Annotated in this window: 21 protein-coding genes; 7 read left to right on the top strand and 14 right to left on the bottom strand. The window is 60.7% G+C overall.

Features of this window, described 5'->3' with window-relative positions:
* Positions 1-17 precede the first annotated feature (17 nt).
* Genes pta through CS903_RS00355 form a run of 4 tightly spaced genes read left to right on the top strand, consistent with a single transcriptional unit; the run spans position 18 to position 5,028 of the window.
* Positions 18-1,538, top strand: coding sequence for a phosphate acetyltransferase (pta, locus tag CS903_RS00340; RefSeq protein WP_099331566.1), 1,521 nt, complete (start codon positions 18-20; stop codon positions 1,536-1,538).
* Positions 1,538-2,731 carry an acetate/propionate family kinase gene (locus tag CS903_RS00345; RefSeq protein WP_099331567.1) on the top strand — a complete coding sequence of 398 codons (1,194 nt, stop codon included), beginning with the start codon at positions 1,538-1,540 and terminating at the stop codon, positions 2,729-2,731. Before pta ends, CS903_RS00345 begins: the two co-directional genes overlap by 1 nt.
* A gap of 4 nt (positions 2,732-2,735) precedes the next feature.
* Positions 2,736-4,760 carry an NAD(+) synthase gene (locus CS903_RS00350; protein ID WP_277984858.1) on the top strand — a complete coding sequence of 675 codons (2,025 nt, stop codon included), beginning with the start codon at positions 2,736-2,738 and terminating at the stop codon, positions 4,758-4,760.
* A 7-nt stretch (positions 4,761-4,767) separates the two neighbouring features.
* Positions 4,768-5,028 carry a hypothetical protein gene (locus tag CS903_RS00355; RefSeq protein ID WP_099331569.1) on the top strand — a complete coding sequence of 87 codons (261 nt, stop codon included), beginning with the start codon at positions 4,768-4,770 and terminating at the stop codon, positions 5,026-5,028.
* A 68-nt stretch (positions 5,029-5,096) separates the two neighbouring features.
* Here the strand turns inward: CS903_RS00355 and CS903_RS00360 are convergent, their stop codons facing one another.
* Entirely contained in the window at positions 5,097-6,491 is a 1,395-nt protein-coding gene (locus tag CS903_RS00360; protein ID WP_099331570.1) for a class II fumarate hydratase, read from the bottom strand.
* 80 nt (positions 6,492-6,571) lie between these two features.
* Positions 6,572-7,696, bottom strand: coding sequence for a GuaB3 family IMP dehydrogenase-related protein (locus tag CS903_RS00365; RefSeq protein WP_099331571.1), 1,125 nt, complete (start codon positions 7,694-7,696; stop codon positions 6,572-6,574).
* Positions 7,697-7,784: 88 nt separating this feature from the next.
* Here CS903_RS00365 and CS903_RS00370 point away from each other — a divergent pair, with 88 nt between their 5' ends.
* The gene (locus CS903_RS00370) at positions 7,785-8,525 is read left to right on the top strand and encodes an exonuclease domain-containing protein (protein ID WP_242491677.1); all 741 of its coding nucleotides are present in this window, start codon (positions 7,785-7,787) and stop codon (positions 8,523-8,525) included.
* Here CS903_RS00370 and guaB read toward each other — a convergent pair.
* Positions 8,522-10,039 (bottom strand): IMP dehydrogenase, encoded by a 1,518-nt coding sequence (gene guaB / locus CS903_RS00375; protein WP_099331572.1) that lies wholly within the window; start codon positions 10,037-10,039, stop codon positions 8,522-8,524. The genes CS903_RS00370 and guaB overlap by 4 nt on opposite strands.
* 358 nt (positions 10,040-10,397) lie before the next feature.
* Here guaB and CS903_RS00380 point away from each other — a divergent pair, with 358 nt between their 5' ends.
* The gene (locus CS903_RS00380) at positions 10,398-10,697 is read left to right on the top strand and encodes a WhiB family transcriptional regulator (RefSeq protein ID WP_099331573.1); all 300 of its coding nucleotides are present in this window, start codon (positions 10,398-10,400) and stop codon (positions 10,695-10,697) included.
* A 77-nt stretch (positions 10,698-10,774) separates the two neighbouring features.
* On the opposite strand, the gene groES is transcribed toward CS903_RS00380, so the two are convergent.
* Positions 10,775-11,068 (bottom strand): co-chaperone GroES, encoded by a 294-nt coding sequence (groES, locus tag CS903_RS00385; RefSeq protein WP_099331574.1) that lies wholly within the window; start codon positions 11,066-11,068, stop codon positions 10,775-10,777.
* 324 nt (positions 11,069-11,392) lie between these two features.
* Between groES and CS903_RS00390 the strand changes: the two genes are divergently transcribed.
* On the top strand, positions 11,393-12,595 hold the full coding sequence (locus tag CS903_RS00390; protein WP_099331575.1) for a glutamate--cysteine ligase: 1,203 nt from the start codon (positions 11,393-11,395) through the stop codon (positions 12,593-12,595).
* On the opposite strand, the gene tsaD is transcribed toward CS903_RS00390, so the two are convergent.
* The 10 genes from tsaD to CS903_RS00440 all read right to left on the bottom strand — a co-directional run bounded on the left by tsaD (position 12,592) and on the right by CS903_RS00440 (position 22,266).
* Positions 12,592-13,632 carry a tRNA (adenosine(37)-N6)-threonylcarbamoyltransferase complex transferase subunit TsaD gene (gene tsaD, locus CS903_RS00395; RefSeq protein WP_099331576.1) on the bottom strand — a complete coding sequence of 347 codons (1,041 nt, stop codon included), beginning with the start codon at positions 13,630-13,632 and terminating at the stop codon, positions 12,592-12,594. The genes CS903_RS00390 and tsaD overlap by 4 nt on opposite strands.
* A gap of 153 nt (positions 13,633-13,785) precedes the next feature.
* Positions 13,786-14,529, bottom strand: a complete 744-nt coding sequence (locus CS903_RS00400) for a succinate dehydrogenase/fumarate reductase iron-sulfur subunit (protein ID WP_099331577.1) — start codon at positions 14,527-14,529, stop codon at positions 13,786-13,788.
* Positions 14,526-16,508 carry a fumarate reductase/succinate dehydrogenase flavoprotein subunit gene (locus CS903_RS00405; RefSeq protein WP_099331578.1) on the bottom strand — a complete coding sequence of 661 codons (1,983 nt, stop codon included), beginning with the start codon at positions 16,506-16,508 and terminating at the stop codon, positions 14,526-14,528. Before CS903_RS00405 ends, CS903_RS00400 begins: the two co-directional genes overlap by 4 nt.
* 23 nt (positions 16,509-16,531) lie before the next feature.
* Positions 16,532-17,233 (bottom strand): succinate dehydrogenase cytochrome b subunit, encoded by a 702-nt coding sequence (locus tag CS903_RS00410; protein WP_099331579.1) that lies wholly within the window; start codon positions 17,231-17,233, stop codon positions 16,532-16,534.
* A 219-nt stretch (positions 17,234-17,452) separates the two neighbouring features.
* Entirely contained in the window at positions 17,453-17,893 is a 441-nt protein-coding gene (gene rimI / locus CS903_RS00415) for a ribosomal protein S18-alanine N-acetyltransferase (RefSeq protein ID WP_099331580.1), read from the bottom strand.
* Positions 17,894-18,580, bottom strand: a complete 687-nt coding sequence (gene tsaB, locus CS903_RS00420; RefSeq protein WP_099331581.1) for a tRNA (adenosine(37)-N6)-threonylcarbamoyltransferase complex dimerization subunit type 1 TsaB — start codon at positions 18,578-18,580, stop codon at positions 17,894-17,896.
* A 30-nt stretch (positions 18,581-18,610) separates the two neighbouring features.
* Positions 18,611-19,096: a tRNA (adenosine(37)-N6)-threonylcarbamoyltransferase complex ATPase subunit type 1 TsaE gene (gene tsaE, locus CS903_RS00425; RefSeq protein WP_099331582.1), complete on the bottom strand. Its 486-nt coding sequence runs from the start codon at positions 19,094-19,096 to the stop codon at positions 18,611-18,613.
* Positions 19,093-20,361 (bottom strand): alanine racemase, encoded by a 1,269-nt coding sequence (gene alr / locus CS903_RS00430; protein WP_164996624.1) that lies wholly within the window; start codon positions 20,359-20,361, stop codon positions 19,093-19,095. The genes tsaE and alr overlap by 4 nt, the downstream gene beginning before the upstream one ends.
* 22 nt (positions 20,362-20,383) lie before the next feature.
* Complete coding sequence (locus CS903_RS00435) at positions 20,384-21,385, bottom strand: GRP family sugar transporter (RefSeq protein ID WP_129587546.1); 1,002 nt, start codon at positions 21,383-21,385, stop codon at positions 20,384-20,386.
* The gene (locus tag CS903_RS00440) at positions 21,382-22,266 is read right to left on the bottom strand and encodes an ADP-dependent NAD(P)H-hydrate dehydratase (protein WP_099331585.1); all 885 of its coding nucleotides are present in this window, start codon (positions 22,264-22,266) and stop codon (positions 21,382-21,384) included. The genes CS903_RS00435 and CS903_RS00440 overlap by 4 nt, the downstream gene beginning before the upstream one ends.
* Positions 22,267-22,285 lie beyond the last annotated feature (19 nt).

Consider the following 22,285-nt stretch of genomic DNA (forward strand, 5'->3'; position numbering starts at 1 on the left):
GCCAGTAAGGAAGAATTGTGTCGTCACGATTGATCGTCGTCGGTAGTTCTGCAACTGCCACCGCAGACCAGGTCTTCGAAGACCTTCAGGCAGCGCTTGAAGGCGGCTCCCTCGGCGGAGATGTGGCAGTTCTCAACGCCACCGCCGGCCAGAATCTGGCCGATATCGTCAAGAACCCGTCGGCAAGCGTAACCACCGCGGTGATTTCTCTGCGATCGGCCCAGAATGATGCCCTGGTGGTCCGGGGGCTCTCAGCAGTTCCGGCCCCGTCGTTCGACGTCCTCGGTTGGAACCTGGATGTGGCTGCCAGTGCCAACCTGACCGTAATCTACGCCCTCGACGGGTCGGGAATGAACGCGGATCTCTTGGCTCAGGAAATCAACACTTTCACGGCTCGGGCCAAGGAGCACCACGCCACCGTCGCGGCAGTGGTGCTCGCGGGTGCCCGCGGCTCCGATGTCACTGGAGTGTCGGTGCCCGTGCTGCACTCCCCCGTCACCGAACCTGATCTTGCTGTGATCGCCGAGGCCCAGATCTCCGCCCTCACTCCGCTTGCATTCCAGGATGATCTCATGAAGCGCGCGGGCGCCTCGCCACAGCGCATCGTTCTTCCAGAGCCCGAGGACGACCGCATTCTCTACGCCACCGACGCACTTCTGAAGCAGCAGGTTGCGGACATTATTCTCATTGGCGATGAGGACGCAGTTCGCCGTCGCGCCCTCGAACTTGGACTGGACATCGCAGCCGCCCGGGTGGTTCCGACCTCGGACCCCACCCTCGCTGAGAAGTACGCGGAAGAGCTGGCTCGTCTGCGTGCCGCGAAGGGCATGACGGTTGAGGACGCCCGCAAGGTCGTAGCCGACACCACCTACTTTGCCACCATGATGGTGCAGATGGGGGATGCCGACGGAATGGTCTCCGGTGCAACACACACCACCGCGGACACCATCCGCCCCGCCTTCCAGATCATCAAGACCGCCCCGGGCACAAAACTGGTCTCCTCCTCATTCCTCATGCTGCTTGAGGATCAGGCCATGGTCTTCGGAGACTGTGCGGTGGTGATCTCACCGACCGCTGAGCAGATGGCACAGATCGCCATCTCATCAGCCCGGACAGCGCAGGCTTTCGGAATCGATCCTCGCGTGGCAATGCTCTCCTACTCGACGCTCGGGTCCGGTTCCGGGGCATCCCCCGACCTCGTCACCGAAGCCACTGAACTAGCCCGCGCCGAGGCGCCGGACCTGGCCATCGAAGGCCCCCTGCAGTTTGACGCAGCCATCGATGCCACCACCGGGAAGCAGAAGGCCCCCCAGTCCTCCGTTGCCGGCCGTGCCAATGTCCTCATCTTCCCGGATCTGAATGCAGGAAACATCGCCTACAAGGCCGTGCAGCGCACCGCCGGAGCGGTGGCGGTCGGACCGATCCTGCAGGGGCTGCGCAAGCCCATCAACGACCTCTCCCGCGGCGCCAAGGTTGAAGACATCATCAACACCGTCGCAATCACAGCCGTTCAGGCCCAAGCAGAAGGAAGCAAGTAATGCCCCAGACCGTTCTAGTCATCAACTCTGGTTCCTCGTCACTGAAGTACCAGCTGATTGATCCCGATTCGGGGCACTCTCTGGCCCAGGGCCTCGTCGAGCGAATCGGCGAGGATATCGGTCATATCCACCACCGCTACTCGGTGCACGATGTCGATATCAACGAGCCACTCCCCGATCACGCCACAGCCATGAAGCTGGTTCTCGATCTCTTCGAAGAGGTCGGCCCTCCCCTGGCTGAAGCCAACATCGTTGCCGTTGGTCACCGCATCGTTCAGGGCGGGCGCTACTTCAACGGCCCAGCCCTGGTGGATGACCGCGTTGAGCGTCTGATTGACGAGCTCTCGAGCCTGGCACCACTGCACAACCCGTCCGCGCTGGTTGGCATCAAGGTCGCCCAGGACCTGCTTCCTGAGATCCCCCAGGTCGCCGTATTTGACACAGCCTTCTTCCAGGATCTCCCCGCCGAATCGGCGCTCTACGCCCTCGACCGCGATGTCGCCGAACGCTACTCGATTCGTCGTTACGGTGCTCACGGCACCTCTCACCGCTATGTCTCCCACCGTGTCTCCGAAATCCTCGGAGGTCGCGATCTCAAGCAGATCGTCCTCCACCTCGGTAATGGCGCTTCTGCCTCGGCCATCATCGGCGACCGCGCCGTTGATACCTCCATGGGCATGACCCCACTCGAGGGCCTGGTAATGGGAACGCGCACCGGCGACATTGATCCCGCTGTCGTCCTCTACCTGCAGCGAGTGGCGGGAATGAGCGTTGATGAGGTCGATGAGCTGCTGAACCGCCGCTCCGGGATGAAGGGTCTCACCGGCGATAACGATATGCGCCAGGTGCGCGACATTGCTCGTTCCGGTGACCATAGCGCCCGCAAGCGGGCGCGCGAGGCCCTCGACGTGTACGTCAACCGCATCGTCAAGTACATCGGTGCCTACACCGCAGAGATGGGTGGCTTGGATGTCATCACCTTCACCGCGGGGATTGGCGAGAACGACATCGACCTGCGTCGTGAGGTCTGTGCCCGCCTGGAGCCGCTGGGAATCCTCATCGATGAAGAGGCCAACAACCAGCGTCCCCGCCACGCAGTGACGATCTCGCGCAAGGGTTCGGTTGCCCGCGTCATGGTCGTTCCGACCAATGAGGAACTTGCCATTGCCACCCAGGCCATGACGGTGGTCTAGAGCCGTGGCTAAACGAGGTTGTCTTTACGAGCATGGGATGGCTCGAGTCGCAGGTGTGACCCTTCCGGTTCACCTCGCTGATCCCGCGGCGAATGCGCGGGAGATTATCGCTGCAGCCCGGGAGTGCCATGAGGACTCCGTGGCCGTGGCTGTCTTCCCCGAGCTATCCCTGACGGGCTACTCCATTGATGACCTCGTGTTTGGTGAACCGCTTTTGCAGGCGGTTACGGAGGGGGTCGACGAGATCGTCAGATCGTCCGTCGACCTCTTCCCCATCCTGGTTTTCGGTGCTCCCCTGCAGCTAGGGGACCGACTGTTCAACTGCTCCGTGGTTGTCCACAGGGGGCGCATCCTCGGCATCACCCCCAAGTTCCACCTGCCGAACTACTCGGAGTTTTACGAGGGGCGTTACTTTTCTACCCTCGACAGCCTTGACGAGGTTCACCCGGTCATTTGGGTCGGGCGTCTAGTCGAGGCCAACCCGGCTGACGAAACTGCCTTCCCATTTGGATCATTCCAGGTACGGGCTGATGACCTTCCCGGCTTCCGCCTTGCCACCGAGATTTGTGAGGACGTCTGGGTTCCGGTCCCCCCGTCTTCCGTTGCCGCCCTGCAGGGGGCAACCATCATCGCCAACCTGTCGGCCTCGCCGTTCACGGCGGGGCGAGGGGATACGCGCCGCTCACTGATTGCCGGCCAGTCGATGAGTTCGGTGACGGCCTACATCTACAGTGCGGCCGGCTTTGGTGAATCCACCACCGACCTGGCCTGGGATGGGGAAACACTGATTGCCGAGGACGGAACCATCCTGGCCGAGTCCAAGAGTTTCGCTCCCCGAAGGAAAATCACAGTTGCCGACATCGACCTCGATCTGCTGGTTCACAAACGCAGGTCGCGCAACACCTTTGCGGGGAATGCCAAAATCAGCGCTGCCGGAGAGTCCCCGGCTGTCGTGAACATCCTGCTGGATATCCCGCACTCGGATATCGGACTGCACCGCACCGTGGCGCGGTTCCCCTTCCTGGGTCAGGCAGAGCGCGACGATCAGGCCGAGGAGGCGCTGGAGATCCAGGCCAGCTCCCTGGTTCGCCGCATGACCTCCATCGGTACCGAGAAGCTCATTATTGGCGTCTCCGGAGGACTCGACTCCACCGTGGCACTGCTGGTGGCGGCACGTGCCATGGATTGGCTGGGTCGTCCTCGTACCGATATCCTCGCCTACACCATGCCCGGGTTTGGAACCACAGAGCGTACCCGCAGCAATGCCGAACTGCTCTCCACCCAGCTGGGCGTGACCTTTACTGAACTGGACATTCGTCCGGCGGCCACGGCAATGCTGCAGGCCATGCACCACCCATTCGCCGCGGGTGAACCGGTCTACGATGTGACCTTTGAAAATGTCCAGGCCGGCCTGCGCACCGACTACCTCTTCCGGCTGGCTGGTCAGCACCACGGCATCGTGGTCGGCACCGGAGACCTCTCAGAACTTGCACTTGGTTGGTGTACCTTCGGTGTTGGTGACCAGATGAGTCACTACGGGGTCAATGCGGGTCTTCCGAAGACGATGATCCAGGAGATCCTGCGTTCCGTCATTGCCAGCAATGAGTTCGGAGAGGTAGCGACCGGGGTCCTGCAGAGCATTCTTGATACTGAAATCTCCCCCGAACTGGTTCCCGGAGTCGACGGGGATGGCCAACCTACCGAGCACTTTATCGGCCCCTACGAACTGCAGGACTTCACACTCTTCTACGTTCTTGGCTCCGGATACGGTCCGGCCAAGATTCTCTTCCTGCAGGAGGCCGCCTGGGGTGAGAAGTACTCGAGGTCGGAACTGGTGAAGTGGTTGGGGGTTTTCTTCAGACGCTTCTTCAGTAACCAGTACAAGCGCTCGACCCTTCCGAATGGTCCAAAGGTAATGAATGCCGGCTCATTGTCGCCGCGCGGTGATTGGCGCATGCCCTCGGATGCCGTAGCCGCTGCCTGGTTGAATGAAGTGGCTGCCCTCGAGGCAGAGAAACAGGGAAAGTAGGGGCCCGGTGGGTGTACTGGTTTTTGTCCTAGCACTGGTTTTCGCGGTCGCCGCTGGCGGCCTTTTCATGGTGGCGCGAGTCTCGCAGCCGCGTAAGCGCGCCTACTTTACGGGCGCGGCAGGAGTCGCCCTGATTCAAGCACTCACCTTCGGGGTCATGGCCACCTACCCGGCAATGCAGCTTCCCGGCTACATCATCATTGTTGCCCTTGTCGGTGTCGTCCTGGTTCTGGGGCTGGTCTACCTGGGGAGCAGGGTCTCCCGGTAAATCTCTGCGATAGCAGTGATGCCCCGCTGATTTCAGCGGGGCATCACTGCCTTCAAAACCCGGGGAACCTAGGCCTTCTTAGGGGCGGTCATCGAGTACACGTCGAGCGCAACATCAAGCTGCTCAGGTGTAACCTCTCCGCGTTCGACAAAGCCGAGGTCCTCTACAGCCTCTCGGACAGTCATGTCCTGCTTGACCGAGTGCTTGGCGATCTTAGCGGCGTTCTCATAGCCGATGAGTCGGTTCAGGGGGGTCACGATTGAGGGTGATGATTCCGCGTAACGACGGCAAGCCTCAACATTGGCGGTAATCCCGTCGACGCAGCGGTCCGCGAGGGTGCGGGTGACATTGCCCAGAATGTTGATCGACTGCAGGAGGTTGGACGCGATCACGGGCAGCATGACCAGCAGGTCGAAGTTACCCTGGGAGCCGGCAAAGGCTATGGCTGCATCATTACCGATCACCTGGGCGGCAACCATGACTGTTGCCTCCGGAAGAACCGGGTTCACCTTGCCGGGCATGATGGATGATCCGGGCTGCAGGTCCGGCAGGTTGATCTCACCGAGGCCGGTGCGCGGCCCCGAACCCATCCAGCGCAGGTCATTGGCAATCTTCACCAGTGAGACCGCCACGGTGCGCAGGGCACCTGAGAGCTCAACGAGGGAGTCCTGGGCGGCCTGGGCCTCAAAGTGGTTGTGAGCCTCGGTGAAGGGCAGTCCGGTGTTTTCCGCAATCAGCTCGATGACCCGGGCCGAGAAGCCAGCCGGGGTGTTAATTCCCGTTCCGACTGCCGTGCCGCCGAGTGGTAGCTCAGCCAGGCGAGGCAGGGTGGACTCGACACGCTGAACCCCGTACTTCATGGCCTGGGCGAAGCCCGAGAACTCCTGCCCCAGCATGATCGGAGTGGCATCCATGAGGTGGGTTCGTCCCGACTTGACGACATCCTTGAACTCAATGGCCTTGCGATCAAGGGACTCTTCCAGGGTCTTCAAACCTGGAAGAAGAACCTCAACTACCGCCTGGTAGGCGGCGATGTGGATCGATGAGGGGAAGACATCATTTGAGGACTGTGAAGCGTTGATGTGGTCGTTGGGGTGGACCGACTTACCAAGGATCGACGAGGCCAGGTTAGCAACGACCTCATTGGTGTTCATGTTCGACGAGGTACCCGACCCGGTCTGGAAAATATCAATGGGGAACTCTTTGTCGTGCTTACCTTCGATGACCTGGTCGGAGGCTTCAACGATTGCCTTCGCTACCTCATCATCGACCACACCCAACTCGGCGTTGGCGAGGGCGGCGGCACGCTTGATCTGTCCAAGGGCCGCGATGTGGTGCGGGTTGAGGGTCTCTCCTGAAATCGGGAAGTTCTCTACCGCGCGCTGGGTCTGAGCGCTGTAGAGGGCGTCCCTCGGGACCTTGACCTCACCCATGGTGTCGTGCTCGATACGGTACTCCGCCATTATTTTCTCTCCTTGAAGTTACTTCATCTTCTAGTTTGGGGGCCGCGTGGTGCGGCCGGTGTCTGTGTTCAACCCGGGTCTCAGGTCGGTCGGTATGGGCTCACTACCACCTCGACCCTCTGCAGGTCTTTGACTTCGGCGTATCCCGTGGTGGCCATGGCCCTTTTGAGGGCGCCGACAAAGTTGAGGAAACCGTCGTCGCGAACGGAGGGTCCGTAGAGGATCTGTTCAAAAGAGCCAACGGTTCCAACCCGGGCCCTGTGCCCCCTGGGGACCTCGGGGTGGGTTGCCTCTGAACCCCAGTGCCAGCCCCGTCCAGGAGCCTCGGTTGCGCGTGCCAGCGCTGCCCCGAGCATGACCGCGTCGGCTCCGCACGCGATTGCCTTGATCATGTCTCCGCTGCGCCCCATGCCCCCGTCTGCGATGACGTGGACATAGCGACCCCCGGACTCATCCAGGTAATCGCGACGAGCTGCCGCAACATCCGCAATGGCGGTTGCGTTCGGGGCGTGAATCCCCAGGGACTGACGCGTCGAATGGGCTGCTCCCCCACCGAATCCAACCAGCACACCTGCGGCACCCGTCCTCATCAAGTGGAGGGCGGCCGTGTACGTGGCAACCCCACCGACAACTACCGGTACATCCAGTTCATAGATAAAACGTTTCAGGTTGAGGGGTTCGGCGCGGCTGGAGACGTGTTCAGCAGATACCGTTGATCCGCGAATCACAAACAGTTCGATGCCCGCTTCAACGGCCGTGCGCCAGTAGCGCTGGGTGCGCTGCGGTGAGAGGCGTCCCGCAACCGTGACACCGGCTGCCCGGATCTCTTCCAATCGCTGGCCGATCAGGTCATCCTGGATGGGGGCGGAGTAGATCTGCTGCAGCCGCTCTGTAATCAGCTCGTCTGGGAGTTCTGCAATCTCCTGAAGAAGCGGCAACGGGTCCTCATACCGAGTCCAGAGCCCGTCAAGATCAAGGACCCCTACCCCGCCCAACCGACCGATCTCAATCGCGGTCTGCGGGCTCATTACCGAGTCCATTGGAGCCGCCAACACCGGAATATCCAGGTGGAAGGCATCCAGCTGCCACGAAACATTAACATCTTCAGGATCGCGGGTACGTCGAGCCGGAATGAGCGCAATGTCATCGAGACTGTACGCCCTGCGGCCCCGCTTACCCCGTCCGATTTCGACCTCATAGCTCACGGACTACAGTCTATGTTCTTCCTCATCCTTAATCGGGGGACCTAGGGCGGTTGTCGAACTTGTCGGATCCTTGGGCGACAATGGGGGTATGGAAGATCTAGAAATGCTGCTGACCCCCGGCGGGTCAACCCGGACCCTGCCCGATGCACCGTGGGCAGGCTTCGACACAGAGACTACGGGTATCAGTCCCCGCTCCGACCGGATCGTCACCGCGGCTGTCGTGACATCTGAACCTCAGCAGCGCTCATCATTTCGGTCTCGAACCTGGCTGGCGGATCCCGGGGTCCCGATTCCCCCCGCGGCCTCTCGGATCCATGGCATCACCACCCAGCATGCCCAAAGCTACGGCGTTCCGATAGCTGAGGCGGTGGATGAGATCTGTGAGGAGCTGGCGCGCCAGGTGGACTCCGGGGCGGTCATCGTCGTTTTCAACGCCGGCTACGATCTCCCCCTCCTAGAGGCAGAGGCCAGGCGGCACGGGGTGCAAACCCTGGCGCAGCGTCTAGGCGGAGAGATCATGCCCGTGGTTGACCCCCTCGTCCTCGACCGGGCACTCGACCGGTACCGCCGGGGCAAGCGAACCCTTTCTGACCTGGCAGCCGTTTACGGGGTGGGCGTACCCGATGACACCCACCAGGCACACGTTGATGCCGAGCTAACGCTGAACCTGCTCAACGCCATGGTTCACAAGTACACCCGGTTGCAAGAGATCACGATCTCTGAGGTTCATAGCTTTCAGCAGGAAAGTCATGCGGCTTGGGCAGAGAACTTTGAGCAGTATCTGCGCAAGCAGGGACGCACGTCCTCGATTAGCCGCAGCTGGTTCTAAAAGGTGTGTTGAGTCCTGTAGTTGGGAGCTTGAGCCGTGATGGCAATGTCATGGGGATGCGATTCCTTCAGACCTGCCGAGGTGATCTGCATCAGTCGCCCACGCTCCTGCAGCTGCGCCAGATTCGGGCACCCGGTGTAGAACATCGACTGAGAAAGTCCGCCCACCAGCTGGTTTACGTTGGCGGCAAGGGAACCGGCGTAGGGCACCTGCCCCTCGATTCCCTCGGGCACAATGTCATCGTCGCTGGCCACTTCGGCCTGGAAATAGCGGTCCTTTGAGAAGGACTTCCTTCCTCTTGAACTCATGGCAGCCATCGACCCCATGCCGCGGTAAACCTTGTACTGTTTGCCGCCACTGAAAATCAGGTCCCCCGGGGCTTCCTCACAGCCGGCCAGTAGAGAGCCAAGCATGACGGTTGAAGCCCCCGCCACAATCGCCTTCGCAATATCGCCCGAGTACTGCAGACCCCCGTCAGCGATAATCGGGACTCCGGCAGGTGCGCAGGCCCGCGAAGCCATGTCGATAGCGGTGATCTGTGGGACCCCAATGCCCGCAACGACACGGGTGGTGCAGATCGAACCCGGGCCCACCCCGACCTTGACCGCATCGACGCCGGCATCCACCAGCGCAGCCGCGCCTTCTTCGGTCGCGATGTTACCCCCGATCACGTCGATTCCCGAGAAACCCGAGTCGTTCTTAATGCGGCGAATCATCTCGAGGGCGAGTTCTGCTGCCCCATTGGCTGTATCAACGACTAGGACATCCACCCCGGACTCCGCAAGCGCCTCGGCGCGTTCTAGGGCGTCTCCCCAGTAGCCAACTGCCGCACCGACCAACAGGCGTCCCTGGCTGTCCTTGGAGGCAGCGGGGTACTGCTCGGTCTTCACGAAGTCTTTGACCGTGATCAAACCGGCAAGGCGGCCGTCCTCGTCAATCAGCGGTAGCTTCTCAACACGATGCTGGCGCAGAAGGGCTTTCGCATCCTCCCTGCTGATGTTAGCCGGGCCGGTAATCAGCGGCATCGGGGTCATGCACTCACCGACCGTCAGGGTGGCCCACGAAGAGTCAGGGATGAACCGTAGGTCCCGGTTGGTGATGATCCCGAGAAGGCGCCGCTTCTCATCGACTACGGGCAGTCCCGAAACCTTGTACTTTCCGCATAGGGCATCGAGCATCTCAATGGTGGCGCCAGGCGTGACTGTTACCGGATCTGCAACCATTCCTGATTCGCTACGTTTCACCAGGCGAACCTGATCGGCTTGGTCCGCAATGGACAGGTTGCGATGGATGATGCCCAGGCCGCCGAGCCTCGCCATGGCGATGGCCATTCGTGATTCTGTCACGGTGTCCATAGCAGCAGAAAGAAGCGGGATTCGAATTGAGAGGTTCCGGGTTACAGCCGCGGTGGTGTCAACTTCCGATGGGACTACCGCAGTCACCTCCGGAAGAAGCAGTACATCGTCGTAGGTCAACCCGGTTCCAGCAAATTTGTCTGTGCGGTAGCGTGCCATGGCCAGATTCTATCTGCGTCCCCTCCGAAACCCCCATCCCGGACGGGGAGAATGACCAAGTGAACAGTCTTGAAAGGTCCGTGTCATCGAGGCTTCATGGCCTCGATTAGATCCGGCCTGTCCGGCAGTTTTTGAAGGGTTTTCGCACTGCGTTATGCAGCAGGAGCGGAGTCATATACTGGCTGTTCACACCTTCTTTGGGCAAAAAATACGCCCTCAGCGCCAATTTCATGCCAGATACGACAACCTCCTTGTAATTCAGCGCCGTTATTCAATATGCTTTCAACCGTTACTGAACGTTCGAGGACGCACGGAAAGTGCCTGTCGACGAATAGTTGACTAGGGAAGTTGGCGTTAAATGGCTGAGATTGCACATCTACCGGGACCTCTCATTGACAAGTGGGAATGGCAGTACCGCGGAGCTTGTCGTGAGATGGACACAGAGATTTTCTTCCACCCCGAGGGTGAACGGGGACCGTCTCGCAGACGTCTTGCGGCTGAGGCCAAGAAGGTCTGTGCCACCTGCCAGGTGATTGAAGAGTGTCGCAACCACTCGATCCTCTCCCGCGAAGCCTATGGGGTCTGGGGGGGCTTGACCGAAGAGGAACGTCGCCGCATCATCCGAGCCTCTGACGAAAAGGCCCGTCTCAGCTCTTAGTCCGAAGGCTGCTCCCAGCAGGCTTAAGCAGGAAAGGTCCGACCGAATCTCTCGGTCGGACCTTTCCTTTTGCCCTGTTAGACCAGCTTGGCCAGAACATCACGGGCGGAAAGAATCAGGTAGTTCTCACCCGCAACTGTGACTTCGTTGCCCCCATAGCGGCTGTAGATCACGGTATCGCCCACCGCGATGTCCATGGCGACACGGTTGCCCGAATCATCAATGCGACCCGGTCCAGCGGCGACAACCTCACCCTGCTGGGGCTTCTCGGTTGCGCTGTCTGGAATGACAAGTCCTGAAGAAGTCGTCTTCTCCGCGTCTCCGGTCTTAATGACCACACGATCTTCTAGCGGCTGAATGGAGATCGACATCGTCGCACTCCCTTTCTCACTGTCGTTACGTACGTTCTCAGTCGGGCTCACGCCCCGGGGCCCTGCCGTCGCGGGGGTCAGGACCTCAAACTGATCGAAGAGGCCCTCTTAGACCTCTCCCATCGTCAGTTAGTCTAGGCGCGGCCTGGCACTCAAACAACCTGAGTGCCAACCATTTGAGCCGACTCCCCCAAGGGCGAACACCGGGGAGTCCGGCTGACAGATTTACCGGTCACCACGGCTGTGCATGGGGCAGACTTGGGTCCTGAGAGGAGCATCTCAGGATTCTCTCAAACAGTTGTCAACCGGCCCGGAGGTTCCTCGATGCCCCTCGAGTTCGCTGAGTCAGAGCGTTCTTCCATCGGAGTGGAGTGGGAACTCCAGCTGGTGGATAAAGACTCCAATGATCTCCGTCAAAGCGCTGACACCGTGATCGCTGAGGCTCGAAAGTACCCCGAGCTCTCACCGCATATTCACCGGGAAATGCTCCTCAACACCGTTGAGGTCACGTCCGGTAAGCGCAACACGGTCAATGAGTGCATGGAGGACCTTCGTTTCGGGGTGGCGTCACTGCGGGACTTCACGGACCCCCTGCGCATTGACCTCGCTACCGCCGGAACCCACCCCTTCGCGCGTCCCGCCTACCAGAGGGTCACCGACTCACGTCGCTATGCCGAGCTGGTTGATCGCACCCAGTACTGGGGTAGGCAGATGCTGCTTTACGGGGTGCACGTTCACGTCGGGATTGAGGATCGAAGCAAGGTTCTACCGATCATCAATGCCCTGGTCACGCGTGCCGGTGTCCTTCAGTCCCTCTCTGCTTCCTCCCCGTTCTGGGCGGGAGAGGACACCAGCTATGCCTCGAACAGGGCCATGATCTTCCAGCAGCTTCCCACCGCGGGGATGACACCCCAGTTTCACCGGTGGGAAGAGCTCGAGCGCTACCACGACGGAATGTTGAGGACCGGCGTCATTGACTCCTTTGATGAGTTGCGCTGGGATATTCGCCCCTCTATCGGCCTCGGGACAATCGAACTGCGCATATTCGACGCCTGCACCAACATCCTTGAGGTGGAAGCTCTCGCCTCCCTCTCCCACTGCCTTGTCGACTACTACTCGCAGATGATTGACGCCGGTGAGAAGCCGCCCGTGATCCCCCAGTGGTTTGCAGATGAGAACAAGTGGCGCTCAGCCAGATACGGAATGGAAGCCATCCTCATTTTGGATGAGGACGGCAACGAGGAACACATCCGGGACATCGTTGAGAAAATGCTGGTTGACCTAGCGCCCACCGCTGAGAAACTCGGCTGCTCCGACGGGCTCTCAAAAGTTCGTCAGATCCTCACCTTCGGGGCTTCTTACCAGCGTCAGCGCGCCGTGGCGGAAGCCAACCCTAAGCACGCATTCGATGACGTGGTCGAGCTGATGCGCGCCGAGATGGGCGCCGACTCTCCCCTCTCGCCACAGGCGTTCTCGGAAATCCGTCAGGCGAACACCCGCCACAAGGGAGCGGGGCGCAGGATCTAGGAAACGTAGATTTCCGAGAGGTCCATTGAAGAGTCTGGACCGAAGTTTGCGGGCGAGGGCGAAGCCCCCGCCTCAACCAAAAGGGCCCCAATGGCAGCGATCTGGGCTCCGTTATCCGTGCAGTAGCGCATGGGAGGGATGCGGACCTCAACCCCCTTCTTCGCAGCGCGCTCGGCAAGGAGCTGACGCAATCTCGAGTTGGCAGCGAACCCTCCCCCCACAACGATGGTGTTGCACCCCTGCTCAACCGCGGCGCGAACTGCCTTTGCTGACAGCGAGTCATTAATCGACTCGGAGAACGCGGCAGCCACCTCTGCGTGGTCGGCATCGGGATTCTGGGTCAGGTGTCGTGAGACTGCGGTCTTGAGGCCGGAGAAGGAGAAGTCGTACCGGTAGCGGTCCTTGTCCTTACCTGCCCCCAGCCCCCGGGGGAACCGCAATGCAGCCGGGTTCTCGGCTGAAGCTGCCAGTCGGTCCATGTGGGGACCCGCGGGATAGGGCAGTCCGAGCAGTCGCCCGACCTTATCAAAAGCCTCTCCGGCTGCATCGTCGAGGGTGCCGCCCAGCTCTGTCACAGAACGGGCAATGTTCTCGATGAGGAGCAGGTTGGAGTGCCCCCCGGAAGCCACCAGACCAATGAACCGGTCGGGAAGACGCCCGTGTTCGAACATGTCGATGGCCAGGTGTCCGATGACGTGATTGACGCCGTAGAGTGGCACGCCAAGTGAGGTCGCCAAACCCTTCGCGGAAGTGATGCCCACGGTCAGAGAACCAACCAGGCCGGGGCCGGCCGCACAGGCAATCGCGTCGACCTGGTTCAGGGTGACGCCCGCCTGGTCGAGGGCGGTGTCAAGAGCGGGCATGAAGCTCTCCAGGTGCGCTCGCGATGCAATCTCAGGAATAATCCCCCCAAAGCGGACGTGCTGATCCATCGAGGTGGCCGTAACGTCCGTGAGAAGTTCCGTGCCGCGGACGAGGGCGATCCCGGTCTCATCACAGGTGGATTCAATGCCAAGAATTAGGGGTGCAGAGTTCACGCCCAAATCCTACCGCTCCCGCACCCTGGAGAACCGAGGTGATAGCCACACCAAAGGTGAGATTGGCGTAGGTGCCGACAAGAAGTGGGTGGCAGAACCTTTCGGTTCCACCACCCACTAACTTCTATTGCGTCCGCCTGGGACAGCCGCTTTCTAGTAGCCCTTGAATGAGGCCTTGGTGAGCTGGCGGTTCAGCGTCGAAATGACATCCAGTGGGATTTCCTTCGGGCACACAGCACTGCACTCACCAATGTTGGTGCAGTTACCAAAGCCTTCGGCATCCATCTGGTTCAGCATGTTCACCACGCGGCTCAGGTTCTCAGGTTCACCCTGCGGGAGCAGGCCGAGGTGGGTGACCTTGGCCGCGGTGAACAGCATCGCCGAAGCGTTCGGGCAGGCCGCAACACAAGAGCCACAGCCAATGCAGGCCGCGGCCCCAAAGGCCAGGTCAGACTTAGGCTTGGGTACCAGAGTGACATTGGCATCGGGAGCTGCGCCAGTGTTCACCGAAATGTAACCGCCCGCCTGGATGATGCGGTCAAACGCGCTGCGGTTGACCACCAGGTCCTGAACGATGGGGAATGCTGTGGCGCGCCACGGCTCAATGGTGATGGTGTCACCGTCGTTGAAGGACCGCATATGCAGCTGACAGGTGGTGGTGACCTCGGGTCCGTTGGCGATACCGTCGATGACGATACCGCACTGACCACAGATGCCCTCACGGCAGTCAGAGTCAAATGCGACGGGATCTTCGCCGCGAGCAAAGAGCTCCTCATTGAGGATGTCAAGCATCTCGAGGAATGACGAATCCTCGGATACTCCCCGGACCTCATACTCGTGGATCGCGCCCTCTACGGTGGGGTTGGCCTGGCGCCAGATACGTAGTTTCAGGTTCACTTGTAGCTCCGCTGCTTCAGTTCAATGTTCTCGTAAACGAGGGCTTCCTTGTGGAGAATCGGCGGGTTGTTCTCGCCGGTGTACTCCCAGGCTGAGACGTGGAGGAAGTTCTCATCGTCTCGCTTTGCTTCGCCCTCTTCAGTCTGGTGCTCATCACGGAAATGACCACCCGCGGACTCCTCACGGTTCAGAGCATCTATACACATCAGCTCACCGAGGCCGAGGAAGTCAGCTACGCGACCCGCCTTCTCCAGTGACTGGTTCATCTCACCAATCGACTTTCCGGGAACACGCAGGTCGGTCCAGAACTCCTTGCGAAGTTCACGGATCAACCCGATTGCCTTGAGGAGCCCCTCACGGGTGCGGGACATACCGCAGTACTCCCACATGATGTGACCCAGTTCCTTGTGGAACGAGTCGGCAGAGCGAGTTCCATTGATGCTCATGAGGCGATCAATCTCTGCCTGAGCAGACTCCTTGGCTTCGACAACCGCCGGTGAGTTTTCGTCAATCTTCTCAAAGTAGGCCGCCTCAGCCAGGTAGTCACACATGACTGCTGGCAGTGCGAAGTATCCGTCGACCAGACCCTGTAGGAGGGCGGAGGCGCCAAGTCGGTTGGCACCATGGTCAGAGAAGTTCGCTTCACCGGCGACGTACAGGCCCGGAATCGTTGATTCGAGGTCGTAGTCGACCCAGGTACCACCCATGGTGAAGTGGACGGCCGGGTAGATGCGCATCGGAACCTCGTAGGGATCCTCTGCAGTAATGCGTTCGTACATGTCAAAGAGGTTGCCGTACTTAGCCGAAACCGCATCCTTGCCGAGGCGGTCGATCGCATCCTGGAAGTCCAGGTAGACGCCGCGGCGCTCACCGTTGACCTTCGGGCCAACACCAAGACCGGCATCGCACATGTTCTTCGCCTGGCGTGAGGCGATGTCACGGGGAACCAGGTTGCCGAACGCCGGGTAGATGCGTTCGAGGTAGTAGTCGCGATCCTCCTCTGGAATCTCGCGAGGGTCCTTGTCGCAGTCTTCGACGTTCTTGGGAACCCAGATGCGCCCGTCATTACGAAGTGACTCTGACATCAGGGTGAGCTTGGACTGCTGGTCACCGTGCTGCGGGATGCAAGTCGGGTGAATCTGCGTGTAGCAGGGGTTGCCGAAGAAGGCGCCCTTCTTGTAGGCCCTCCAGATTGCCGTGGCGTTGCACCCCATCGCGTTCGTCGACAGGAAGAAGACGTTGCCGTAACCGCCCGTGGCGAGGACGACTGCGTCAGCCGTGTAGGTCTCAAGTTCTCCGGTTTCCATGTTGCGGCAGACGATGCCACGAGCCCGACCGTCAGAGACAATCAGCTCAACCATCTCGTGGCGCGGGTGCTCACGAACGGTTCCGGCAGCAACCTGGCGCTCCAGTGCCTGGTAGGCGCCAATCAGAAGCTGCTGACCCGTCTGGCCACGAGCATAGAAGGTACGTGAGACCTGGACGCCACCAAATGAGCGGGTATCAAGGTAGCCACCGTACTCACGAGCAAACGGAACGCCCTGGGCCACTGCCTGGTCGATGACGTTCATCGAGCATTCTGCAAGTCGGTAGACATTGGATTCACGGGCGCGGTAGTCGCCGCCCTTTACCGTGTCGTAAAACAGCCGGTAGGTGCTGTCGTCATCGTTGCGGTAGTTCTTGGCCGCATTGATGCCGCCCTGTGCCGCGATGGAGTGCGCGCGCCTGGCCGAGTCCTGGTAGAAGAAGGCATCGACGTTGTAGCCCTGCTCACCCATCGAGGCGGCAGCCGAAGCACCTGCCAGACCGGTACCGACCACGATGATGCTGAGCTTGCGTCGGTTAGCCGGGTTGACCAGCTTGACCTCTGCCTTGCGGGCTTTCCACACCTCAGACAGAGGAACATTCCTCGGTGCCTTGGTGTCTTCGATGGGGTCACCTAGTCGGTAGAGACCATCAATAAGAGTTGCGTCAGTCATTTTCCTAAATCCTCTTTTGCGCCCTAGTTAATGACGCCAACGGCGATGAACAGCGGCGGAAGCATGAACATCACAAAGATGGCCGCTGCGACAAGGCCGGAGAGCCACAGCATGAACCTGCGGGTGTTCTTACGCACCCAGCCCATGGTCTGGAACGCCGACCAGAAGCCGTGTCCCACGTGTGCGGTCACCAGGGCCATAAAGACCAGGTAGAGCACAAACACCCAGGGCTGCTGGAACGATGCAACAACCATCTCGTAGGGGGTCGCCTCGCGGGTAAAGCCGGTGGTGATCGTGAGGGTGGTGAACTGCAGCAGGTGGAAGACAATCAAGAAGATCAGCAGAACACCCGAGATCCTCATCGTGCGGGCCGCGTAGGCGTCAACCGCACTCTTCTTCACCGCGTACTGGTGGCGTCGGGCCTTCTTCGACTTCGACCAAACGTGGAGCGCTGCGAAGATATGCACCAGGACCGCGAGGACCATCACGGCCCGGAAGACCCAGATAAATCCGCCCTTGGGGAAGATCGGGTAGAACGCATCTGACTTCAGCCAGTGCGCGTAGTGGTCATAGGCTTCAGGCCCAATGAAGAGCTTGAGGTTGCCATAGGCGTGGAACAACAGAAACAGAATGAGGAAGAGACCGGTGAGGGCCATCAACTGCTTTACGAATACAGTTGTGGTCCAAGCGCGCCGCCTCTTCGTTGCGACAGTATTAGTGGCCATGAATCAAACCATACGGAGCGGATCCACAGTTCACCCGGGACCTTTTGGTCACATGACTTCCCCCGGGATGTGATCCACGTCAAAACCGCTAGTTTGTGCGGAAATCTTGGGACGTTTCCCCTTTTTCGTAGCTCCCGGACACGCCCATACCCGGGCTCACCGAAGATCGATTCAGCCCTGTTTACGCAACATTGATTTAGGGAAAAAGAGTCCTGGCTCTCAAAGCTTGATCCCCATCCTCACCGCATCCTCGAGTGGCGCGCGGTAGTAATCTCGGATTAGTCCCAGGTCTCGGAACCCCAAACCCGTGTAGAGGCTCCGGGCTGGAAGGTTCGAAACCCTCACCTCAAGGAACACCTCCTCCATCCCGCTGTCCTTCGCGCGGGCAAGTAGGCCTTCCACTAGGTGGCGACCAACTCCCCTCCCTCGTTCTTCATCACGGACGGCCAGGGTCATGAGATCTCCCTCGACACCGCCCTTCACTCCCCCGTACCCGATTAGTTCATCAGCGCGAAAAGCCCCCAGGTAGTGGCTCCAGCGCCCCCCGATCTCAACTCGAAGGACCTCAAGCGACCATGCCTCCCGTGGAAACACAGACACTTCAATGTCGCGCACCGCCTCCGCGTCATCAACCGTGAGGGTGCGATAGATGATCTCCACTCAGGCGGTCCCACCGTGGATATCAGGGCGACGCAGGTAGAGGGGTTCCAGGGTCAACTCTTTACCAAGGCCCCGCTGCAGTCGGTCCTCTAGAATGTCCGCCAGCACGGCGGCATCCAAGTCGAGCGACTTGGCACCCACCGAAGCCAGCACTTCTTCAAGGTGGGCCGGGCGGGTCCCGGAAAAGTACACCTCAGCCTCGCTGTCACCGACGATGGACAGCGCATTCTCTAGGTTTCCAACCCGGGGTTCAACCACCGTCTGGATCCCGCTCTCCCCGAGGGCGAAGAGGGCCGAGTAGACCTCTTTCCTGCGGGCATCCGTGAGGACCAGGACCTGTCGACCCACTACCTCAGCTCCGCCGCCCAGCATCTGCCACGCCACTACCTCAAGGCTGGGGATGCCATACACGGGAACATCGAGACCCCGGGCAACAGCAGCCGCGAACGCAATCCCCGCTCGGAGTGCCGTGAACGGTCCGGGGCCAACTCCGACCGCTACCCGGTCAATCGCAGCCTCACGCACCCCGCCGTCGATACCGGCCTCTGCAACCACCTGCTCCAGCAGGACCCCGAGGCCCTCAGCCTGGTGCCGCGGATCGGTGTCGACGGCTCGCGCCAGCGCTGCTCCGTCCTCAACAAGAGCGATGGTGGCGTTGACCGAGGTGTCGATGCAGAGTGTGCGCATGGCGTCTCCCTAATCGTTGGGTTGTGGCAGCTAGTTGGCGGTCGCGGTCAGCCAGGTATCCAGGCGGTCCCTGGTCCCCGAACCCGTTGCGGACACGGTGATGAGGCGTCCGTCCTCGTCATCAAAGTTAATTTCGATAACGAAGCGATCCTCACTGAGGTGATCCACCTTTCCGCTTCCCCATTCGACCACCGTCACCGCGCTGTCAAGGGAGGTTTCGAGGTCGATAGTCTCCATGTCGAGGTCATCACCAACGCGATAGGCATCAACATGAATGAGGTCGGGTCCCCCACCGAGGGAACGGTGGACGCGGGAAACAATATAGGTCGGAGAGGTGATCCGTCCCCGCACCCCCAGGTGCTCACCAAGGCCCTGAACCAGGGTTGTCTTCCCCGCCCCAAGGTCACCGATGAGGACGACAAGGTCCCCCGCGGCGAATAGGTCTGCGAGACGAGTGCCAAAATCCCGCGTCTCCTCCGCGTCCCGTGCGTGGAAGGTTAGCGACTGTCCGCTCATGCTCCGGTCCCATCGTTGGTGGCTAGGAAGTCGTAGTTGATCTGCTCGGGCGGGTCGACGAAAACTCGGACAATGTGCTCTGGTAGGCGCGAAAGGATCTCATAGTGGATGGTGTCGCTGACACGCGCCCAGTCATCCACCGAAGTTTCTCCGCGGGCCGGGTCCCCGAAAAGAACAACGGGATCCCCCACCTGGGCCGGTGTGGTGGCAGCCGTCCCGAGATTGATCATGGCCTGGTCCATACAGACCCGACCGATGAGGGGGGCATCGATAACGCCCTCGGCTGTTTCAACCTGGACGCTGACCCTGTTCGAAATGCTGCGGGGAACACCGTCGGCATACCCCACCGGGAGCAGTCCGATCCAGGTCGGTTCCTGAGCCTCCCAGGTGCCACCATAAGAGACTCGCGTTCCCGGCTCTACAAGTTTGACCTGGGTAATAGTGGTGGTGAAGCGCCCGGCGGGGGTCAGACCAAGCTGCGCCGAGGAGGCCGCCTGCGGGTTCGGAGAGAAACCGTAGATTCCGATCCCGGGTCGGACCATATCGAAGCGCGCCTCCGGGTGCCACAGGGTGGCAGCCGTTGCACCCAGGTGACACACCTCGGGGTTGAGGCCCGCGGAAAGAACGGACTCCCGGTAGTCCGAGAAGCGCCTGATCTGGCCTTCGGTAACGGCTCTACCGGGCCCAGAGGGATCGTCGGCCTCGGGAAGGTGGGCAAGCAACCCCACCACCTCAATCTCCCCCCGATCCTGAGCCTTCCGAGCCAGTGCCGCCAGTTCTGGAAGCTCAACCTCGGTGGCACCGCCGCGGGACATGCCGACGTCAACATTGAGGTGGACCCGGTTCGGGCGCATTTTCACGCCCTCGTCCTGGGCCACGGCGTAGGCTGCGTCGACGGCCTGCTGAAGCTGTCCCACCGTGGAGACCGAAACATCGAGACCCGCCTCGTGGGCAGCCACCCAGTCCGTGTCAGGAGCACCGATCCAGGTGAGGATCCGGGACTCCTCCCTGGCGATTCCTGCAGAGTCGAAGTCCTTTCGCAATGCAAGCGCCTCGGGGATGCGCGAGACGGCAAACCAGTTGACGCCCTCATCAAATGCTGCGAAAGCCACCTCTGTACGGCCGAAACCATATCCATTTGACTTCACCACCGCGAGCAGCGGGACACCTCCGGCGTGCTCTCGCAACGCGCGAACATTAGCGCGCACTGCTCCAAGGTCAACGGTGATACAGGCTGGGTAGTGATCGGGTTCCAAGGTTTCCACCCGGCCCATTATTCCACCGCCTTTAGGCAACATCGAGCGTCTTTGCCACTCCGAGCAGAAGGGCACCCACGACCAGGACTGCCACCCCTATGGAGATCGTTACCATTTCCTTGCGGGTCCTCTTCTCTTTGAGGATGAGGATGCCTCCGAATGTGGCGATAATGACGCTCAGTTGCGAGAGCGAGAAGCCGACCGCGACCCCGACCTTTATCTGTGAAAACTGCATAATCACCACACCCACGCCCCAGATGATCCCCGGAATGAAGGCGCGAAGGGTGTACTTACTGAGCCTGGTATCGACCCTTCCCAGTTCCTTTGAGAAGAAGGGGAAGGTGAGGACGAAGCTGGCGAGGACGACACCTACGGTCTGGAAGAAAAACGAACGAAGGGGATCGACATCCCAGAAGCGAATGATGATGGGGAAGGCAATAAAGAGGCCGGTTGAGATCAGGGTGTCAATGATCCCAGAGAACCACTCTTCGGGGCGTCCCGCTGTCGGCTTCTTGGTCTCGGTCAGGGCGACGGGGTCCCGTGAGTCCACCACCGCCATCGGGAGATAGGGGGCAGCGACCACGTCGTCGTCAGTGTCAGCCCCGTCCTCCTCACTCTGTTCCCAGGAGGTGAGGACGGCGCCGAAGATAACCAAGGCCAGTCCCACAATGCCCACCGGAAGGGCCATGGTACCGAGCCATTCTCCGAAAAGAAGGATACCGAGCAGGGAGATTCCGAGCAGCTGCCCACCGGTGGTTAGGGGCATTACCCGAGAGACACCAATCTTGTGGAAGGCCCTGATCTGAAAGTACGTGGCCAGGCCAACCACCAGGCCGGCACCAAAAGAAACCAGAATGGTGGTGGCATCCGTGTTGAGCCCCATGAAGAGGGCGAGTATCGTTCCGACCACCAGCGAACCCGTGGCTAGACCGAGAGTCTGCTGCCTGCTGTCCCCACCCGATTTCATGAGCACGATACCCATGGAACCGTAGAGAAGGGCTGGGACCAGGGCGAGCAGGAAGTACAAGTTCAACAACCTTTCTGAAGGACGGAACCGAAGGTGGTCGGGACTGAGTTCGCGATCTGTGACGCCGTGATAGGCATTCCACCGCGGCCCGTGGGTAACCGCTCCGAGAACCCGGCTGCCTGAGCGGCGGCTAATCCATGCAATCCTACGGCGGCAGCCGCGGCCCCGCTCATGAGAGTGGGGGTGAGATGCGTGCCTTCCCGCTCAACCTGCTGGCTCAGCGCGGCGAGGAGGGCCGCGATAACGCCGGCCAGCACATCGCCCGATCCAGCAGTAGCGCCCCAGCCGCACGGGGCCGAGTAGGTGTAAGTGGGCCCACCGGGGACTGCGACGCAGGTGGTGGCACCTTTGAGGACCACGAGACAACCGGCAAGCTTCGCCAGGTCCCGCGCACCGGCGACCACGTTCCTGTCCAGCTCCTCCCTCGACCTCTCCTCCCCCAACTGCTTGAACATGGCGGCGCCCTCCCCGGTGTGCGGGGTCGCCACCACCAGGGGGTTTTGCCCCACCCACTGGCGGATCCCCAGAAGTGCTCCCGCGTCAACAACCAGGGGTCTTGGACCCTCGGCCCACTGCCCCGCCACCGCCTCCGCCTGAAGGACCATCGAGGAGTCCCAGCCGCTTCCGATAACCGCCACATCCGCCCGACCGGCTCCGACCACCACTTCGGGGAACGACTGAAGGACCAGGTTTTCACACCTTTCAGGGCCCGCGTAGCGGACGAGGCCGGCTCCCGCACCGAGCGCACCGTGCACCCCAAGCACCGCGGCTCCCGGATAGGTTGGGGATCCGGTTGCCAGCAGAACCGAACCGCGGCTGTACTTGTTATCGTTCGGGCCGGGAACCCGTAGCTGTTCCGCGATAAATGCCTGGTTGATCTCGATCATTTCGCCTCCGTAGTCCAAG

The sequence above is a fragment of the Actinomyces minihominis genome (assembly GCF_900187855.1).
Taxonomy (GTDB): Bacteria; Actinomycetota; Actinomycetes; order Actinomycetales; family Actinomycetaceae; genus Scrofimicrobium; species Scrofimicrobium minihominis.

Bases quoted from the DNA above. Each gene is read 5' to 3' on its own strand.
- CS903_RS00345 (WP_099331567.1), top strand. From the start codon at position 1,538: ATGCCCCAGACCGTTCTAGTCATCAACTCTGGTTCCTCGTCACTGAAG.
- CS903_RS00360 (WP_099331570.1), bottom strand. From the start codon at position 6,491: ATGGCGGAGTACCGTATCGAGCACGACACCATGGGTGAGGTCAAGGTC.
- CS903_RS00370 (WP_242491677.1), top strand. From the start codon at position 7,785: ATGGAAGATCTAGAAATGCTGCTGACCCCCGGCGGGTCAACCCGGACC.
- guaB (WP_099331572.1), bottom strand. From the start codon at position 10,039: ATGGCACGCTACCGCACAGACAAATTTGCTGGAACCGGGTTGACCTAC.
- CS903_RS00380 (WP_099331573.1), top strand. From the start codon at position 10,398: ATGGCTGAGATTGCACATCTACCGGGACCTCTCATTGACAAGTGGGAA.
- groES (WP_099331574.1), bottom strand. From the start codon at position 11,068: ATGTCGATCTCCATTCAGCCGCTAGAAGATCGTGTGGTCATTAAGACC.
- CS903_RS00390 (WP_099331575.1), top strand. From the start codon at position 11,393: ATGCCCCTCGAGTTCGCTGAGTCAGAGCGTTCTTCCATCGGAGTGGAG.
- CS903_RS00405 (WP_099331578.1), bottom strand. From the start codon at position 16,508: ATGACTGACGCAACTCTTATTGATGGTCTCTACCGACTAGGTGACCCC.
- CS903_RS00410 (WP_099331579.1), bottom strand. From the start codon at position 17,233: ATGGCCACTAATACTGTCGCAACGAAGAGGCGGCGCGCTTGGACCACA.
- tsaB (WP_099331581.1), bottom strand. From the start codon at position 18,580: ATGCGCACACTCTGCATCGACACCTCGGTCAACGCCACCATCGCTCTT.
- tsaE (WP_099331582.1), bottom strand. From the start codon at position 19,096: ATGAGCGGACAGTCGCTAACCTTCCACGCACGGGACGCGGAGGAGACG.
- CS903_RS00440 (WP_099331585.1), bottom strand. From the start codon at position 22,266: ATGATCGAGATCAACCAGGCATTTATCGCGGAACAGCTACGGGTTCCC.